Raw genomic sequence first — 19,320 nt, 5'->3', positions numbered from 1 at the left:
TTCTCTATTTCTTCACTTTCACGCGTTTGATCTTATTCATCACAGGAGAGCCGTCATCAATCAGCTCATTCACAAATGACGATGGTTTTTCAGGATCCGCACAGACCCATACCTGTTTCTTCGCCCGCGTTAATGCCACATAAAATACGCGACGTTCTTCGGCATCAGCGAAGCTCTCACCGCGTGCTTGCAAGCAAGCAGCCAACCCAGTATCCCGATCTGGCGCGGGAAAAACACCGCGATTGACATCAAGAATAAAGACATAATCGGCTTCGCGCCCCTTGCTGGCATGGCAGGTCATGAATGTCAGCCCCAACTGTGGCCACTTGGTTTGCCAGTGCTTCAGTTTTTCTGGCCGCTGGTTGTTATTTCGTCCTAGTAATAGGGTGGTCACCGGCTCTTTCTGTTGCGCTGCCAATTGCGCCAATTCTTGATCAATCAGATCCTGACACAGCAAGGTTATTGCTTTACGTTTTTGCTTTTTAAAGCTGGTCAGCGTTTTTTTCAATTGATTGGGATTTTGCTGAATAAACGTATTAGCCACTTCACCGATCATGTTATTGAAACGATAAGTCGTATCTAACTCCGTAATATGGCAGGCACCAAATCGGCTTTCAAAGCCCGTCGTCAAATTGACGTCAGCCCCAGCAAAACGGTAAATCGCTTGCCAGTCATCCCCCACCGCAAATAATGTCGGCTTTATCTCGCCCCCTTTGGCCTGGCATAACGCTTCAATCAAGCTCAGGCGGTGCGGTGAAATATCTTGGTATTCATCCACCATAATAAAGCGCCATGGCGGAATAAATTTCCCCTCCGCAACATACTCACTTGCCCGTTGGATCATGGAGTTAAAATCAATGTATTTATTCGTTTTCAGATGTTGCTCATAAGCGCGATAACAAGGCCATAATAATGCCAGCTCACTTTTCATCCTGTTCCGAATTTCTTCTTTATTATGCTGTTCGATACTCTCACAAATCTGTGATTTATTGCCGCCACGCTGGCCTATTAATTCAATATGTCGCCATATCCAATTCGCTAACTGTTCACTACGAGCCTGTTTTTCCATCGAATTATCAGACTTAACCCCAGGAATTCGCCAATGCGCTAAGTGTTTTTGCCAACGCTTCGCCGAGGCTGTGCTTTCCCATTGCTCAATCAACATTTGAGCTATCCAGTCAGCCCGCGCTTTATCATCCAGAGTGATGGGTGAAATGCGGGGCATCTCCCCCTCCACCGCCTTGATAATTTGGGTTCCCAAACTGTGAAAAGTGGCAACCTTCACGTTACCATTCACCTTGATGGCCAAGCGTTCACTCATCTCTTCTGCCGCTTTGCGACCAAAAGCCAGCATCAATATTTGTTCAGGCAGGGTCAGTTGATTAGCAATTAAGTAACCGGCTCGTGCAACCAATACACTGGTTTTCCCCGAGCCTGCGCCAGCCAACACTAAATTATGATCTTGGTTTATCAATATTGCTTCACGCTGAGAAGCATTAAGCGGCGATGACTCACACTCGTCAAACCACGATGACCATTTTTCTGCTTCTTTTACTAGCCATTGTTCATTTACTGTATCTACCCACTCACCGTTACCATCTAACCATGGTGCCACTTTTTCAAATGCCAGTGGACGAAACGACGCCGCCAACTCACGCGTCAGCCCTGTCGAGGCTAGCGACTGATCAAGGAAATGATGCAATTGGCTATGATCCGAGTCGCGCAAGTAGCCCTTTTGCCCGGTATAAGTGTCAATATGGGCAAGCATCTCTGGCAGTAAAGCATCCAGCTTTTCGACCCGCCCCTGCGCCCAGTTACGATAGGCATCCAGTAACACGTTGGCAAAAGCCTTACAATGTTGCCAAGGTAAGCCATGGATTGTCCAAATATACGCTTGATCAGCGGATGTCAGCTCAAAACTGCCCCAAAGAACCCCGCGATGCACGGCAATGGCACCATCCCAGTCATCAAAAGGGATCTCTTCTGTTTCTGTCTGACTATCAAGAATCAGGCAATTCTCACCTAAGGCAATACTGCAATAATCACCTTGGGCCAACCACTGGGCTAACCACCCTGCTGTTAAACGCATCATGTCACCAAACTTATTTGTTACGCTATTGGGTAAATCTACTTTCACTTACCTTGCCAATGCTGATCGCATGATATCGCTAGGGCAGAATATAAACGGCCTTAGAGTATCAAGAACTGCTTTTTGACCATAGCGCTCACCGGCGCTTTTGCGTAAAATTTCTGCTAAATAATCAGGTTATCCGCTTTTTTCCCAGGATTTATATCTCTTGATAACCGAAGTTTGCTATCTTTAGCGCCTCACCAGAAAGATTGAATGAAAATGCAGACTAGCCGCCTACAATTCACTTTGCGCCGCTATTGGGCAAACGACCGTATTAACTACAGCATTCGAGTGTTTATTGCACTGGTTGGTGTTGCCCTACCGTGCTGGTACTTTAATGCCACCTCTGAAGTAACACCACTGGTGCTTGGTATTATTGCTTCTGCGTTGGCTGAAACCGATGACAACCTGAGCGGACGTATTAAAGCACTGATCACCACCCTCATCTGTTTTGTGGTGGCCGCGTTTTCAATCGAAATCCTCTTTCCCTACCCAGTACTGTTTGCCGTCGGCTTATTCTGCTCAACGTTTGGCTTTATCATGCTGGGCGCCATGGGAGCCCGTTATGCCAGCATTGCTTTTGCATCATTACTGCTGGCCGTCTATACCATGCTGGGAGCAGATCAGAGCACCAATCTTTGGTACCAGCCCATGCTGCTACTCGGTGGTGCAACTTGGTATGGCGTACTCTCTCTGGCATGGCAGATCTTGTGGCCAAACCAGCCCGTGCAACAAAGTCTGGCTGGTGTGTTTCTAGAATTTGCCCATTATCTGGACAGTAAAAGTAAGCTATTTGAACCTATTGCCAATCTGCAGCCCCAACCTCTGCGACTTGAGGCGGCCAGTAAAAATGCCCGGGTTGTTACCGCACTCAATAATGCCAAAGCAACGTTACTGCACCGTGCCAGACGGGGACAACCCAATGCAACGGGTGATAAATTTCTAAAAATCTACTTTCTGGCGCAAGATATTCACGAACGCGCCAGCTCATCCCATTATCGCTATCAAAAGCTAGCCCTCGAGTTTCAACGCAGTGATGTGTTGTTCCGTTTTCAGCGCCTGTTATCCCGTCAGGCTGATGCCTGTCGAGAAATAGCCAACGCGCTCGCCATGGGTAAACCCTATAGCCACGGAGACGAAAGTGTTCGCGCCTTGGACGAACTACAAGAATCACTGTGGTATTTAAAAAACCAGAACAACCCCAAATGGCGCATCTTTCTTAGCCAATTGGATTATCTGTTCAACAATCTGGCAACCGTTGAACGTCAGCTGTCGAACGTCAGTAACCCTGATGCGGCACAAACCGACACTGATACCGAGCTCGATGATACCGAAGCGCGCAGTATGAAAGAGCGTTGGCAACGCATCACCAGTCAGTTTACTCCCAGCTCAATGCTATTCCGTCACGCCCTGCGCATGGCTATCGCCCTGACGGTAGGATACGGCTGTATTCTTGCATTAGATTTAGAGCGCGGCTTCTGGATTCTGCTAACCATTTTGTTTGTCTGCCAGCCTAACTACAGCGCGACTCGCCTGCGACTCAAGCAGCGGGTGATCGGTACTCTAGCCGGCCTGTTGATTGGTATGCCGTTACTGTACTTATTCCCGGGTCAGGAAGGTCAGTTAGTCATGATGGTCATGTCAGGGGTGCTATTTTTTTCGTTCCGTACTGCCAATTACGGCATGGCGACCATGTTTATCACCTTATTGGTTCTGCTTTGTTTTAACCAACTTGGTGAAGGATTTGCGGTTATTTTGCCGCGCCTTGGCGATACGCTCCTTGGCTGCTTGCTTGCCGTACTTGCCGTGAGCTTTATCCTGCCTGACTGGCAAGCCCGCCGATTACACAATGTAATGGCAACGGCGATTCGATCCAACCGCGATTATCTGGCTCAAATCATCGGTCAATACCGAATTGGCAAAAAAGATAGCCTTAGTTACCGTATTGCGCGTCGCAATGCCCATAATACCGATGCGCAATTAAGTACCGCTATCAGTAATATGTTACTAGAGCCCGGCCGGTATCGAATGGCAACCGATGAATGTTTTCGGTTTCTGACTATCAACCATGCCATGCTGGGTTATATTTCCGCTCTGGGTGCCCACCGCACTCAACTCGACGATGAAAGTACTCACCATCTGGTCGCGCAGGCACACCGCCAAATTCACATGCATTTAGAATGCTTAGCCGAACAGCTAGATGGCAACCTGTGCAGTCAGGCACCTGAATCAGACAGTGACTTAGAGCAGCGGCTGGGGCAATGGCGTGATGAAGATTGCACCTCAACCCGAATGGTGCTACAGCAATTACACCTTATTCAACGCATGCTGCCAGAACTGCACTCGTTAGCGAATAAACTGGCGGCCCGCACCCGCAAACCCGAAAAAGCAGAAGATAAACAAGACACTTGATCTCCCTTGTTACGACGTTCTGTCTTATCTCAATATGGATTTATAAACATAATAAGAAAGGTTAATTATGTTAAAAGAGTGGTTTTGGCTTTTAAAAAAAATCAAATCAAATACGCAATTTGCTGAACATCGAGACGCATTGCAAGCCATGCTCGATGCCGGGCAAGATTTACATGAGCGTGATAGCAATGGCCGTAGCGCCTTAGAGTATGTCTTTGCCAAACCCTCACCGAATCTCGATGTCGTAACATGGTTGATAAACCAATCTGGATTTGATCCATCAAAAGAAACCAGCCTCTACCCTTATAGTCCTGATCTACCCAAGGGATATTTCCAACGCACTGTCGCCAACAATATGATGGAGCGACTAGATAATTTAATTCCGACAGATCACTGTAATATCGAAGATATTGAGGAAAAAACACGGTTAGCCCAACCCTACTTACTCTTACTCGAAAAGTTTGAAAATAAAGGCTTAACTAACCCATACCAACATAATACGGCTTTTTACCATAACGAGTTTGCCAGCAAACTACATCACCAACAGCTACTGATGAAATTGGCCACGCATTTTGATGATCTGAATATTGGTTTTCGCATGTTACAAGGCGAATATATCAATGAATTTCAAAGCCGCATTATCGGGTCACCGTGGTTGCCTGAATCAGCGCTACCCGTATCACTAGTCAATAATGCAGACCTGAAACTGGCATTTCAGATTAACTTCGCGGAATTAAACGGGCTAAACCCCTCTTTACCAAGCAAAGGACTATTACAAGTTTTTATTCCTGAACCGGAAGAAGGTGAAGACCCAATTAATGCGTGTGAATCGCGGTACTGGACCGATGCAGAACTAGCATCTCTTGACTGGAGTGAACACAGCGACAGGGCGTTAGAGGCCACATGGCTGATTCCAACCCGATTTGAACGTAATCTTCGCACCCCAAACCTGTATCCAATACAGTGGAAATCCTATACCCAGTTGCCGAATAGTGAAGAAAAAATAGCACTCGCCTTAAGTGAGCTTGGTGAGCAATGCGATCCTGATCTTTATTGTGACTTACAATATGGGTATGGATTAATGCCTCGGATTGAAGACTATGCAGAAGACTATTTGCCTAATAACCATATCGTTATTTTGAACATTATGTACTGCGATACGGGTAGCAGTATATACAGCATGCCTGCTGATGCGTTACGTGGCGATGATACTGACTGGCGACAGTTAACGCACACATATTGTCCCGACTAGATCCCGTCCAAATGAATAGCATCCCCCTGATATGAAAATTGAGGACATCAATTAAAACGTCCTCTTTAAATAACATAGGGGGAAACAGATTACTGTGCTGTAATAAGTAAGCCCATCATTTCACAGGGTTATTTTGTTGCAGCGACAAACGCAATCTCAACAAGATAATCTGGATCAGCCAATTCTGCTTTTACACACGCACGGCTTGGTGCACAACCTTCCGGCAACCATGCTTCCCACGCTTCATTCAACGCTGCAAAGTTAGCGAAATCGGTTACGTAGATAGTCACAGACAACAGACGAGACTTGTCACTGCCTGCACGTGCTAACGTCGCTTCCGCTTGGCTCAGTACTTGCTGAACCTGACCGGCCATATCGGCACTGGTATCGGTGTCTGCCACTTCAACAAAGTGAGCGATACCATTAAAAATAGTCACGTCAGACCAACGAGCACATGGGTTAATACGTTGAATATCCATTGTAAATCCTAGAAATAGAGCAATTGTACATGGCCAATATAATAACGCAGTTTTGCCCGTTTCGTATGGTAAAGCTCAAGCCAACGACCACCATAATTTGCAGTGATACATAGGAAAGGTGAAATAGATCACAACTTTTGTTGCATACACAACAAAAAATACTATAATCACGGCCTCTGTATTTTGTTGTATGGGTAACAAAGTGAAAGAAAGTGTTTATAAATACGCCATTTATGCGGTTCTGAGTATCACCATCGGCTTTTCCTTATTCCTGATCACTGCCGATAATCTCTCACCATTTACCACGCAAGCCACGATGTACCGCGCAGTGGCGAATATTGCCCCGGAAGTCAGTGGGGTCATTACACAGGTTAATGTAAAAAATGGTGAAACCGTTAAAGCGGGAGATGTGCTCTTTTCCATCAATCAACATCGCTATCAGCTTGCCGTTCGCCAAGCACAAGCTGAACTGCAGCAAGCGAAAGAGTCATTTGCCGCGAAGCAACAAGAACTCTATGCGGCAGAGCAAACCCATGCACAACGCCAACTGGAAGCCAATAATGCCCAGCAAAAATTAGCCCGCTATACTGCTTTGCGAAAAAAAGGCCTCAGCACCCAACAAGCACTGGATGATATAAAGCTCAACGCCCAAGTGACAAACAAAGCCGTACAAGCAGCGCACGCCGACGTACAGCGATTACAAGCAGAACTGACCAGTGGCAACACCAATGCTGCTATTGAATTAGCACAAGCAAAGCTCGACAGTGCCAAGCTCGACCTGACCCATACGCAGGTACTGGCACAAACCGATGGCACGGTCAGTAACTTACAACTACAGGCTGGTACGTATATTACCCAAGGCAGTGTGGCGTTATTTTTGGTCAGCGAAAGTCATAGCTGGTTAAGTGCCGATTTCAATGAAAAAGGGATCGCTTACTTGCAGCCCGGTCACCCAGTCTGGATCAGTTTTGATGCCCTGCCAGGCAAAGTTTTTGATGGTGAAATCATTAATCAAGATCGTGCTATTTACGATGCGTCCAATCCAACCAATCAACTCTCTAGCGTCACCAACGACAGCCGCTGGATCCGCGAGCAGCAAAAAATACGGACCCGCATCCATGTTGACCACCTCGATCCGGCATTAATTTCAGGTTCACGCGCCAGTGCGATGGTGGAAAATGGCAATGGGGTGCTCGATATCATCGGTGCTTGCTGGATCAAACTGGTTGCACTATTCCGTTATATTTACTAACGAGAGACTCCCGATGCCCATTGAACACTCTCGCTTAATGAAACAGTCTCGCTTAATGGAACAATCTCGCTTAAATGAAGCACTTCGGGTGACGTTAACCGTGACACTGTGCATGTTGATCGGCAAATTCTTTGATTTCAGCTCACCCGTCTATTTTGCTCTTTACCCCACGATCATCATGACCAAGGGCAAAGATTATTCTTGGTATGGGCTGGCAAAAACCTTGCTGCCAACCCTAATGGCCGCATCCTGTGCAGTGGTAGTGTCAGAGATCTTTGCGGATCACCCCTTTATCATCTGGACCATTAGCCTGATCTTTTTTGATCAGCTGCGCCGTCGTGCAACCACCCCAGCCAAGCAGGGCGCAATGTTAATGCCAACCTTCAATTGGATTTTAATCATTGTGTTCTCGCAACACACCACCATGAACATGCCAGAACGTATTCATGAAATTTTCCTCGCAATGCTTATCACCGCTATTATGGCGAAAATCATGGTTGCGCTATTTCCCATCGCGAGAAAAGGCCCGCCCCCCGTTTTCACCCCACATCCGGTCAGTTATCAGAACCGACTGGTTTCTTTAAGTTTAATTGGCTCGGGGCTGGCTTTTCTCATGATGGTTGATATGATTTCGGCCACATTCTGTATGGTGCCAGTGGTAGCGGCTGCGATTCAGCAGAATCGAGACAGCTTCGCTTTGGTCGTAAAACGTCGATTATTAACCCAAGTTGGCGGCTGTGCCATTGCGGTTATTTTTACCCTACTCATGGCTGGCCATCAGCATGTCATTGGTTTCTATGCTCTCGGACTCGGGGGATTGATTTATCTGCTGGCATACTCAATGGCCAATGCCGAGGGAACAGAAAAAGACATTCATGCTGATGCTCTGCTGGCCACCTTGTTACCGATCCAGCTCTACATGAGTAGCACTGACTTAGGGCTGGAGAACACTTTCCTGCGGGCATGGGAATTAACGGTAACCCTAATTATTTTGTTAATTTGTCATCAATTAACACAACCTCACAAAGACAAAAATACCATCAGGGGTAACGCATGACTCAATCAATCACATCGATTCCGGAGCTTGATAACAGCCCTTCTTTCATCATGGGGCTGGCCTATAAACAATTTAGAACCCTTGCCAGCCAAGCTCTGCTGGATGAATTTGATATTTCTCTTGAGATGCTCGGTGCAATGCGGACCTTGATCCATTTAGGGAAAGTACCACAGCAGACGTTGGCTGAATCACTGCGCCGTGAACGTTCTGTCACCAAACGACTGGTTGATAACTGCATTAAACGTGGATTATTAGAAGCACACAAAAGTGACACCAATAAAAAAGCGCGGTATCTGACGATCACCGATAAAGGACGAGAGATTAAAGAACAAGCCGACTGCCGGCTAAAGCAAATTACTAATGCGTTTTTCGCGCCTCTTGATACCAGTGAGATAACGCTACTGCACCAGTTATGCCGCAAGCTGATTCAAAGAGACTTACTGCTTGGCAGTGATTAATGACACCAAAAGCGTTTTGGGGCAGAAATGAGATAGTGCAATGGTTCTAAAACGCTTCTGCCCCAAAATTTGCTACGTTGATTGATTTGAAACATAATTTGAACTTGAACAAACCAAAAATCAATGCTCAGCCTTTTCTAAACAAATCAGTATCAAAATCGCTGACTTTAGCTAAGATAAAACTATATTTATAGTAAATATCACAATTCATATAAGCTGCTTAACATACTGTTTAATTAGTTTTTTTGTTTAAAATAGGTGAGCATCATGGGTACAGTTATAGGTATGTTGGTCTTGGCGTTCATCGCGTACTTGGTAAAGAAAAACACAGGACTGCACTTACATCAGTGGTTTTCTAAGAAATATCAAGAATACCTAGACGCAAAAAGAAAGAACAAAAAATCAGCATGACTCACTATGAGGTGTGTTACTTCCATTCGTCACACGAAATTACCCAGAACTTTCACAGTTGGCACCTCGTAACTCAGAATTGTCCAACAGCGAGTCAGCTTAGTTACTACTGACATTGTGATCACCCAGCAATTCTGTCGTGTTCGGTATAGGAATCCATATATTAGCAAAGTAGCTAATCAATTCAAATTAAGATGCATACGTATACTTAACATTACAGAGCGCCTAGATTTTTAGCTGACTGATGAATCATTTAATACCAATTTGGATAGCAAACTAGCTATGGTGAGAGCAGACCCTGTCGGTATTATTGATTTACAAAAGAGGATCAAAACAGCTAAAGAAAAGCACCAAGAAGCGATACAATCGCTCGAGTTGCGAGGCCGCAGCATGGAATACTCATTCACAGAAAACCTCAAAGTAGCCACATATGTCTAAAAATTTTGATTTCACCACAGAATACTCTCTCGATAAGGCATTTTTTGCAGAGTGTTATGATCAAACTAGCCGCCCTGCTGAATTTCCAAAAGCCTATTTAAAAGGAATGATTTTTCTGCTTTTTGGGGGGATTTTAGTAAAATTCGATCTACTATCAAACAGTTACATTGGTTGGTTCTTTATCGTATTGAGTGTTATTGAAGCACTTAGTGTTTATTTTAAGAGAACCTGGTGGTTATGGCGACAATCATTCGGCATGAGCTCTGGCAGCAAAGTAGTATTTCATGTTGACTCTAACGGTGTGAGTTATAAAAGCGGTAAAAACACCCGTAATATCGCCTGGAGTGAAATCGACCAACTTCAACAAAGCGATTTAGGTTTTATCTTTCATATGGGTAAACAGCGGCAATATGTCAGTAAATCGTGCTTAAATGATGAAGTGATCGCGTTCATGGTAGAGCAGCACGCTGTATCAAAAATGAACTAACGTCAATGCGCGCAACAATAGAGGTAATAACAAGGAAGCCGATACCGCGTGGCTTCCCTGATTCGTTACTCTATTGTGTTGCGGTGTTACGGTGTTACATCTTAAACTTTCTGACAGTTTCATGCAGTGTTTCAGATAACCGCGCCAGCTCCTTGCAGGACTCAACAGCACTCATCGTAACGTCAAAACTTTCTTGAGAAATGTTGTTAACGGTCAACATGTTTCTATTCACTTCTTCCGCCGTTACGCTTTGCTGTTCTGAAGCACTGGCACTTTGTGTATTCATGTCATTAAGTTTAGAAATAGACTGAGTGATAGCACTGAACGCCTCGCCTGACTGACCCGCCGAAGAGATGGTTGATTGTAGCAAATCTGTACTTTGCGCCATGCTACCGACAACGTCTTGCGTTCCGCCTTGAATACGCTCAATCAAGCTTTGAATTTCAGTGGTTGACTCTTGGGTGCGCTTGGCCAACACTCGCACTTCATCCGCCACCACCGCAAATCCTCGCCCTTGCTCGCCGGCACGTGCCGCTTCAATAGCAGCGTTCAATGCCAATAAGTTGGTTTGTTCGGCAATACCACCAATCACATCAAGGATTTTCCCTATATTGTTAGTTTCTTCAACTAAGTTAGACAATTGATTTGATGTCTGGTTAATTTCGCTGTCCAACTTATCGATATTACCCATCGTCCCTTCAATGACCGAAATCCCAGTCTGAGCTTCTTGGTCCGCTTCACTGGCTACCTGTGCTGCCGAAATGGCATTTTGCGCCACCTCTTGTACGGAAATCGACATTTGGTTCATTGCCACTGCGATCTGATCTGTCATATTAAGCTGCTCTTTGGCACCATTACCGGTCTGATCGAGCGTGGTACTCAGATGAAGAGAGGATTCGCTGAGCTGCTCACTGGTTTTAGCTATACTCCCGATCATTTGCTTTAGGTTATCGGCAATGGTCTGCATCGCATTAAGCAATGCCCCCACTTCATTATTACCAGCATTGATTACTTTTACTCGGAGATCTCCTGCGGCCAGTTTCTTAGCCAATATCACCGCTCGATCAATCGGCTGAACAATACTTCTAGAGGTAAAGTAAGCAAATATAAAGGTTAATGATAACGTGATAGCGCCACCAAACAGAATGGCCTTACTCGCAAAATCTGCGGATGAACGGGCTGCGGCATCACGTGTTTTCATCAAGTTCAACTCAACATTGACGATCTCCTCAACCTTCGCGCGCAAGCTATCCATGTATTGCTTACCTTTGTCCCCTTCTATAAATACATACAGATCTGCCATTGTTTTAAACTGATTGGCTTCGCGCATCAAATTAATCGCGACTTCAGCATAATCATCTATCCATGACTGTATTTTATTAGCGAGTTGAGTTCCTCGAATGATAGGTAAATTATCAACAATAATGGCTTTGCCATCATTATAGGGTTCAAGATAACGTTCTTGATGGTTAAGTAAAAATCCCCTTAGCCCAGTTTGCATATTAATTATGGCATCAAGCGTTTCATCGCCAATCACTCCCAGATCCATTGATGCAATCTCGGCACGTATATCATCCACTTTCTGCTTTCCAATGCCTGAATCTATAAGCGCCTTTAATTGATGATTAATCGCTTCACCATCACGGATTTCTTTACGAAGAGCAATCACTGATCCTGCATATTCTTGCCATTTCTTTGCTTGCTCTGCGACCTGATCAAAGCGCGCCTGCTGAGCGGGGTTATCACGGGTTAATTGCTTTACGGTTGTGAGATATTGTTGAAAGTCAGCACGTCCCTCAATATAGGGCGCTAAGTAATCATCTTGCCCCGCAATTGTAAAACCACGTAATCCCGTTTCTTGATTAACCATCGAGTTGACTAATCCTTTACTTTGACCAATTACCTCATGAGTATGTGCGACCCAGTGCGATGTTTTACCCATAGTCGTAATTGCACTATAAACAACAAACATTAATCCAATCAGCAGCAATGAAATAATGGCATTACTGGCCAACAATCGGCCTCGTATTGTTATATTAGAGATTTCCATTCCTCATCCCCCAACCAATCAATAAATAGATAAATTCCTATCATTGATAGTAGTGTATGAAATTTATTAGGCTTGGTTTTTGTTTTTAAAAATTGTTATAAACCAATTAACAAAATATCAATTAATGAGAAGTGGCACACAGAAGTACAATAAAATCAAAGAATGTGAATCAATCTCTATTACATCTTATTTTCTAGACTATGATTAATGGTTTTGTCTGAAGTTAAAGACTAAATAAAATAACAGGATTTATTACTGTATAAATAAGGGAAACTCTCGTCTCCCTTATTATTGCTACTTGCTTATGCGCTTGCCATGCCCCATTTCAGATCATCATCAAGCACTTCAATGGCATCATCGAGAAACGACTCAACATGCTCTTCAACTAAGCTATCGGGCTCTTCAAAGAAAGCAACATGGAAAATGGCATCGCCTTCATTCACCAATGGCAACGTTTGCTGACCAATCACGATGCCACCCTGCGGGGCGATCACTGTCACCTCATTACTGCCAGAAGGGTCACTAACGGTCGCAATAACCTGATTTTTATCAACTTTAGCACCAAGAGCAACATGCGAACGCAGTAAGCCATCAGAATCGGCCCGAATCCAACGTGTAGCACGCGGTACCATCGGCTCAGGCAGTTTCTTGCTATAGCCGGTTCGCAGCATTTCTAGGTGGCGCATCACACGCAGCACGCCATTCACGCCAGCACCGACTGCATGGGGATCAAGACGGAGTGCTTCACCCGCTTCCATGGTGATCACGGGAATATCAAATTCCTCTGCCGCTGCACGCAGCGAGCCATCACGCAACGTCGCGTCAACAACAACCGGTGATCCAAAAGCCATTGCCATTGCTCTGGCGGCTTCATTATCTAAGTTAGCGCGAATCTGGGGCAAGTTGGTGCGATAAATTGCTGCAGTATGTAAATCCACCACATGCGTACAGCGGCGTACCACCTGGTTAAAATATTGATAAGCCATACGCCCAGCGATTGAACCACGCTCTGAGCCAGGAAAACAACGATTAAGATCACGACGGTCAGGTAAGTACCGTGACTTATGAATAAACCCAAAAACGTTCACCACAGGGACTGCGACAACGGTTCCATGAAGCTTATTTAGATCTATTTTGTCAATGACTTGCCGGGTGATCTCAACACCATTTAATTCATCACCATGTATCGCAGCATTAACCAATAATACCGGACCGGGAAATTTGCCATGAAGCACATCAACTGAAACAGATAACGGTGAATGAGTATATAGACGAGCAATCTCTAGTTCACAGTTGCCACGCTGTCCGGGTTGCACCGTAATGCCACCAAGCTCAAAAGGTGGTTGCATTGTTTTTTTGACCATCGGTTTAATTCCTTCTATTTTGACGACTAGAAATGCTTTTATTTAACATTTATCATTAATATAACCTTATAAGCTAAATTCCTGATCTGCTTTAATGGCTAAATAATTTTATTGTCATGATGAAAATTATTTATTTCTGCCAATCTCCCGCTTCACTTATGATCCGCACCTCTGCCGACATTCATGGCGAACTCTTTTTTCCTAGGTTATATGAAGAAAATAATTCTACTTCTCAGCAGCTTAATGTTATCAGCCTGCGCCCAGCAACCTCCGTCTGCTGAATCTTGTCTCTGCAATGATCCCCCTATATACGACCCAAAGCCACCAGCAGAACACCAGCCGACTTATGATCGAGAAGCGATTGGTAAATTATATGCTTACCTTGCTCAGCATGTTAAAAAGCAATGGGGGGACGACGAATACCTTGAAGCGGGCAAACACCGTTATGTGAAATACATTGATGGCTACCGTACTCGCGCACACATCGACTTTGAAACGGGCAAAATATACGTATCAACCATTGATCAACATCAGCCGATGGAAAAACTACAAAAAGCAGTCGTTCAAACCTTGCTGATGCCCGCCGATCCCAAAGATGCTGAGCTCTTTACCGATAAAGACGTTATTCTGACGGGTAAGCCCTTTTTATTAGGACAAGTGGTCGATCAAGATGGCAAGCCTATTGAATGGCAGTGGCGGGCAAACCGTTTTGCTGACTACTTAATTAGTAACAAACTGCAACAGAAACCGATCAAGCGTGGAAAAGCGTATTACGTTGAAATTGACATGGTGAAAGATCACCTTAGTCAACGAGAATACCAATATGCCCACCTGATCCGCGATGCGGCGAAACGCTACGGGTTATCAGAAGATTTAATCTATTCCATTATTAAAACAGAAAGTAGTTTTAATCCCTATGCGGTTAGTCATGCAGGTGCCTACGGCTTAATGCAGGTGATCCCAAAAACCGCTGGGGCGGATGTATTCAACTTAGTTAAGAAAAAGCCTGGGATCCCAACCAAGGAGTACCTGTTTGACCCAGCCAACAATATCGATACGGGTGCCGCCTATTTTTATATTTTAAAAAATAGATACCTCCGTGACGTCAAGAACCCGACTTCACTGCATTTTAGCATGGTATCGGCGTATAACGGTGGTACAGGCGGTGTATTATCGACCTTCCATAAAGATCGCAAACAAGCGATGGTGAAATTAAACAGCCTCAAACCGACACAAGTTTATGACGCATTAACCACCCAGCACCCTAAAGGCGAAGCGCGGCGGTATCTGCAAAAAGTGCTGTATTTCCAAAAAGACTTCAATGACGGCAAGCTGTGATGTATCCATTCTCAGCCTGACTAACCGTTAAATATTAAGCCCCAGTGATACTCTAATCATGACATCACAGGGGCTTACGTACCGACCCTACTCACCTTTTTTACTGCGAAACCCGATGAATGAGCAGTCACAGGGTAAATCTGGCAGTTCACACTTATTTATCGGCAAGCAATCCCACGGCACACAATCACAGGAATCAAGCACCTTTCGTTTCCTTTTCTTTTTTCGTGAACGCTCTGCCTGAAGGGATAGTTGCTCATAGGCATCATGACAGGCTTGAAATTGCATTTTTGCAGGCCGAATACTGGCTATAACCCCTTGTTCGGCAATCACTTTTTTAATCGACTCAGAGCATGAATCACCGCTATGTAAACAACCGTAGGCACATCGAAAGCCCTTATATGGCGATAGATATCTTTGATAACAACAAATTAAATACACCACTATTTTACGCATAATATGGATTATCTGAAATCAGAACTGGCAACTAAAATACCATTATGCAATAACGCGATTACCTTCTACTTGAGCATAATTATATCTGCGAGTGACTTCACACCACCAGTGTTCAACACAAACAACAAACATAACCGCAACAAGTCAGATTTATATCCCACACTAGAGAACAAAACTATTCAATTTCACTGCATCAGCCGTTAGAATCCCGCATCTTTGCTTTCAACCAACTTGTGACCATGATTGATCTTGCCGTATTGCCTGTTTACCTTACCGCTGTAATTGCCCTGTTACTGATCCCTGGCCCGGACATGTTACTCATTGCCAGCTCGAGCTTAAGCTACGGAAAAAAAGTGGGCGTATTTGCCAGCTTGGGCAATGCGACATCAGGGTTAATCTTAACCTTGTTAGCCGCCATGGGGGTCTCTGCGCTGATTGCAATGAACCCTATTGCGTTACAGGTACTACGCATATTGGGCGGTGCTTATCTGCTTAAAATGGGCTGGGATTGCATGCGCACCACACCTTCAGATGCCCCAGAGCTCGAACAAAGCAATAGTTTGGCTGCAACCCTGTATCGCCGTGCAGTATTCAGTAACCTGCTTAATCCAAAGGCGTTGATTTTCTTTGTACTATTTCTGCCACAATTTGTCTCAACACACGTTACCGCTAGCTCCGGCGAACAAATGCTGGTACTCGGTTTATTACTCAATGTATTGGGGTTACTGTTTAATTTATTTTTAGTAAAAATGGTCGGCAGCTTTGGCCAACCGTTGCTAAAAAATGAAAAATTCCGCACCAACCAGCACAAATTTATGGGCTTTATTTTCTTTGTTCTAGCTATCTGGTTGTTAGCTTCGCAAGTGCCTTCAATTAGCTAATTGAAATAGCTGATTCAAATAAATATGCAATTAAAAATCATATTATTAGCGCGCCAATAGGCGCGCTAATTATTTATGCTGCTTACCATACGATTATCCTTCAATCACTATAGATACAATTGTTTATTTTTCCTGACAAAGACTTACATTGCTCAGACAATAGTTAGAGTAACATCGCATAGATTATACCCAAGCGATCTCGTCATCTTCATCTGTTCCTATGAGATCGTTCAGGTATATTTTTCTGGCTTGGGGAACTTGAATTTTACAAGCCTTGTCCATATATATTAACAATGATACATCAAAGCGTTCGTTGCTGACTAACGTGTACAGGCCAGACCTTTATTGTCCCCTATAAATACGCCGGCACGAGTCACACTCCGCTGAAGGATAATTATGATTACTCACGTTGGCATTATTGATCAAGATCCAGTAAGACTGATCACCCCGCTCCTCGATTCCGATATTCCCGCCGATAAAATGATATTTATCGGCACAGAATCACAACGAGAGCAGTATGAACGACTATCATCGATTCTCATTCCTCGTAACATCGCTGCTGAATTCTGCGTTATCCCCGACTCTATCAATATCAGTTGCATTCGCCAGCGTGTGAATGAGCTGGCTAAAAAACTCGAACAACAAGACACTGAAGTCTGGTTCAATGCCAGCTGTGGCCTACGTCACCGTCTACTCTCTGCTTACGAAGTATTCCGCTCTTACCACTGGCCAATTTACGTTATCGAGCCTTTCAGTGATGAGATGTGCTGGCTTTACCCTGCAGATCGCGAACAGCAACAAGTTGAAGACCGCATTCAACTCACCGATTATCTCACTATCTTTGGTGCACGTTGTGAACTCCCCGAGCATCTTGTACCGGAAGCGCTCAATGAGCAATTGTGGGAGCTGGGCCAACGCTGGGCAAGCTCTGCCTTAGAATTAGGCCCTGGCCTCGCAACCCTAAATTATCTGGCTACGACTTGCCGCAAAGAACAAAAACTGGATGTCGCCCTTAGCGAAAAGCAACAAGGCTACAAAGAGCTTGGCACGCTGCTGACCGATCTCGAAGAAACGGGTTTGGCAACCTACCACGATGGTATCTTAACCTTCAAACATGAAGAAGCACGCCGCTTTGCTAATGGTGAATGGCTTGAGAATCTAGTACACAGTACAGTTAGTGCTATCCAGAATGACTTACCGACAATTCAGGACCATTCACTCGGTGTGCAGGTTTACCGCAAGATTGGTGAAAGAGAAGTACGAAACGAACTTGATGTCGCCACGGTGGTGAACAACAAGCTTCACATCATCGAATGTAAAACCAAAGGCATGCGTGATGATGGCGATGATACGCTGTACAAACTAGAATCTCTCCGTGATTTGCTCGGTGGCCTTCAGGCTCGCGCTATGCTGGTCAGCTTCCGTCCATTACGTCACCATGACATCGTACGCGCCCAAGATCTCGGCCTTGCGATTATCGGCCCAGAGCAGCTTGGCGACTTGCAAGCTCACCTCCAGACATGGTTTGAAGGCGCGGGTGGTCAAGACCACAATATCGCGTAATGTGTCTATGTAAGTAAAATAAAAAGCGAGAATAGCGCCCTATTCTCGCTTTTTATTTTCCATCACCTTAAGGCAATTTTGGGACATCACTTCGCCTCTCAAACGGTGCTTACCAGCGGTTAAAAACTCCAACGGATCTGAGCAAACAATAACGTCGTTGCACTCTGCCCAAACAAGCTCTTATGGGTACCATCAAAACGCTGTAGTACTGCCAGCAACTGCCAGTCATCAGCCAGCGAATAGCTATTACTGGCTCCAACAAAAAATGAACCATCATCGTAATAAGTCGCTGATAAAGTCAGCCTGTTCAATGGAGTGATATCCAGACTGGCATCCGCATAAGCTGTCCAGCGGGCAAAGCTCAACGTTCTGGCCGTCAACGGCAGGTTCAGAAAAACAACGGCATTTTGCGTGTTTTGAGGATTTGAAATGTACAACACCGATCCTCGCGCTATCCAGTTACGCTCACCACCAATGCTATAATCTGCCTCAACGGTCGCCACCACGGTTGCCACTAATGGCTCGCCCTGCCACTGAGCCTGACTCGGATCAAACCAAGTCACTTCGCCACGTACACCCGCCCCTTTTACTTCACCAGCAAGCCCTGCTCCTAAGAGATAATCCAGCCCTGATTTCCCGACCAATAATTGGTGATCCCAACCTGCATGGTTAAATAAATAACGTCCGGCATAACTGTGCCGTTCACTGTCGGAACTGGGGCTGTAAACCAGATCCACCGCGCTGGCAAAGCCCAGTTTTCGACTCACCATCACCGCATCGCTGCCTGAACGTTCTTCATAATCAAAGTCATAAATTGAATACGCATTGAAGATATCGTTAGGGTTCCACAAGCTCGCCATCGACCAGTTTATTCGGAACCGCCCTCCACGTAACTGCCAGTCATCATGCTGCCAATCAAGATAGAGACGATCAAACTGGCTATTACCGACAACCCCTTTCTTATCCAGCCAGTTTTTCGACAGATCCATGTAGCCCGTATCCAGCGCAATCAAATCTGCGTAACCCGCTTGCTCAGTCGTATCACCAAACAGCAGCCGATTACGCATCCCCGCATTAAATCTGAGCTGTTCATTCCATCGGTACTCAACATTAAATCGCTGATGGATAAGATGGTCGATCCCATTCGACTGCCTATCTGGCAAAGAACCTGCCGTCATGTATTTCACATAACCATTCAGATCCCACTGTTTTTCCGGTTCAAGGCCGGGGATCTGTGCTACTGCCGAACCCGCTGTCATTGTTGACACTATTATCGCCCCCACTCTAGTGA

At 45.1% G+C, this 19,320-nt stretch carries 15 protein-coding genes; 9 read left to right on the top strand and 6 right to left on the bottom strand.

What is annotated here, in order from left to right:
• Positions 1-4: 4 nt before the first annotated feature.
• A complete protein-coding gene (helD, locus tag L4D12_RS15605; RefSeq protein WP_428448770.1) occupies positions 5-2,137 on the bottom strand; it encodes a DNA helicase IV in 2,133 nt (710 codons plus the stop codon).
• Between the two features lie 213 nt (positions 2,138-2,350).
• Here helD and yccS point away from each other — a divergent pair, with 213 nt between their 5' ends.
• A complete protein-coding gene (gene yccS, locus L4D12_RS15600) occupies positions 2,351-4,543 on the top strand; it encodes a YccS family putative transporter (RefSeq protein ID WP_428448821.1) in 2,193 nt (730 codons plus the stop codon).
• A gap of 67 nt (positions 4,544-4,610) precedes the next feature.
• Positions 4,611-5,795, top strand: a complete 1,185-nt coding sequence (locus L4D12_RS15595) for a DUF1963 domain-containing protein (protein ID WP_428448769.1) — start codon at positions 4,611-4,613, stop codon at positions 5,793-5,795.
• Positions 5,796-5,923: 128 nt separating this feature from the next.
• Here L4D12_RS15595 and L4D12_RS15590 read toward each other — a convergent pair whose 3' ends face one another.
• Positions 5,924-6,274 carry a RidA family protein gene (locus L4D12_RS15590; RefSeq protein WP_428448768.1) on the bottom strand — a complete coding sequence of 117 codons (351 nt, stop codon included), beginning with the start codon at positions 6,272-6,274 and terminating at the stop codon, positions 5,924-5,926.
• A 202-nt stretch (positions 6,275-6,476) separates the two neighbouring features.
• Here L4D12_RS15590 and L4D12_RS15585 point away from each other — a divergent pair, with 202 nt between their 5' ends.
• The 4 genes from L4D12_RS15585 to L4D12_RS15570 all read left to right on the top strand — a co-directional run bounded on the left by L4D12_RS15585 (position 6,477) and on the right by L4D12_RS15570 (position 10,377).
• Positions 6,477-7,526: an HlyD family secretion protein gene (locus L4D12_RS15585; RefSeq protein ID WP_428448767.1), complete on the top strand. Its 1,050-nt coding sequence runs from the start codon at positions 6,477-6,479 to the stop codon at positions 7,524-7,526.
• A gap of 13 nt (positions 7,527-7,539) precedes the next feature.
• Positions 7,540-8,583 carry a DUF2955 domain-containing protein gene (locus tag L4D12_RS15580; RefSeq protein WP_428448766.1) on the top strand — a complete coding sequence of 348 codons (1,044 nt, stop codon included), beginning with the start codon at positions 7,540-7,542 and terminating at the stop codon, positions 8,581-8,583.
• Positions 8,580-9,041, top strand: a complete 462-nt coding sequence (locus tag L4D12_RS15575; RefSeq protein ID WP_428448765.1) for a MarR family winged helix-turn-helix transcriptional regulator — start codon at positions 8,580-8,582, stop codon at positions 9,039-9,041. Before L4D12_RS15580 ends, L4D12_RS15575 begins: the two co-directional genes overlap by 4 nt.
• 841 nt (positions 9,042-9,882) lie before the next feature.
• On the top strand, positions 9,883-10,377 hold the full coding sequence (locus tag L4D12_RS15570; RefSeq protein WP_428448764.1) for a YcxB family protein: 495 nt from the start codon (positions 9,883-9,885) through the stop codon (positions 10,375-10,377).
• A 94-nt stretch (positions 10,378-10,471) separates the two neighbouring features.
• On the opposite strand, the gene L4D12_RS15565 is transcribed toward L4D12_RS15570, so the two are convergent.
• Positions 10,472-12,427, bottom strand: a complete 1,956-nt coding sequence (locus L4D12_RS15565; RefSeq protein WP_428448763.1) for a CHASE3 domain-containing protein — start codon at positions 12,425-12,427, stop codon at positions 10,472-10,474.
• Between the two features lie 302 nt (positions 12,428-12,729).
• Positions 12,730-13,791, bottom strand: a complete 1,062-nt coding sequence (locus tag L4D12_RS15560) for a succinylglutamate desuccinylase/aspartoacylase family protein (protein WP_428448762.1) — start codon at positions 13,789-13,791, stop codon at positions 12,730-12,732.
• 210 nt (positions 13,792-14,001) lie between these two features.
• On the opposite strand from L4D12_RS15560, the gene mltC reads away from it, so the two are divergent.
• Entirely contained in the window at positions 14,002-15,129 is a 1,128-nt protein-coding gene (gene mltC / locus L4D12_RS15555) for a membrane-bound lytic murein transglycosylase MltC (protein WP_428448761.1), read from the top strand.
• An 87-nt stretch (positions 15,130-15,216) separates the two neighbouring features.
• Here the strand turns inward: mltC and yidD are convergent, their stop codons facing one another.
• Entirely contained in the window at positions 15,217-15,585 is a 369-nt protein-coding gene (gene yidD, locus L4D12_RS15550; protein ID WP_428448760.1) for a membrane protein insertion efficiency factor YidD, read from the bottom strand.
• A 239-nt stretch (positions 15,586-15,824) separates the two neighbouring features.
• Between yidD and L4D12_RS15545 the strand changes: the two genes are divergently transcribed.
• Positions 15,825-16,466 (top strand): LysE family translocator, encoded by a 642-nt coding sequence (locus L4D12_RS15545; protein ID WP_428448759.1) that lies wholly within the window; start codon positions 15,825-15,827, stop codon positions 16,464-16,466.
• A 396-nt stretch (positions 16,467-16,862) separates the two neighbouring features.
• Positions 16,863-18,029 carry a Card1-like endonuclease domain-containing protein gene (locus tag L4D12_RS15540; RefSeq protein WP_428448758.1) on the top strand — a complete coding sequence of 389 codons (1,167 nt, stop codon included), beginning with the start codon at positions 16,863-16,865 and terminating at the stop codon, positions 18,027-18,029.
• Between the two features lie 119 nt (positions 18,030-18,148).
• Here the strand turns inward: L4D12_RS15540 and L4D12_RS15535 are convergent, their stop codons facing one another.
• Positions 18,149-19,288 carry a hypothetical protein gene (locus tag L4D12_RS15535; protein WP_428448820.1) on the bottom strand — a complete coding sequence of 380 codons (1,140 nt, stop codon included), beginning with the start codon at positions 19,286-19,288 and terminating at the stop codon, positions 18,149-18,151.
• Positions 19,289-19,320: the final 32 nt, after the last annotated feature.

The organism is Photobacterium nomapromontoriensis, assembly GCF_050336815.1.
GTDB lineage: Bacteria > Pseudomonadota > Gammaproteobacteria > Enterobacterales > Vibrionaceae > Photobacterium > Photobacterium nomapromontoriensis.
This window is presented reverse-complemented; position numbering and strand designations above follow the sequence as displayed.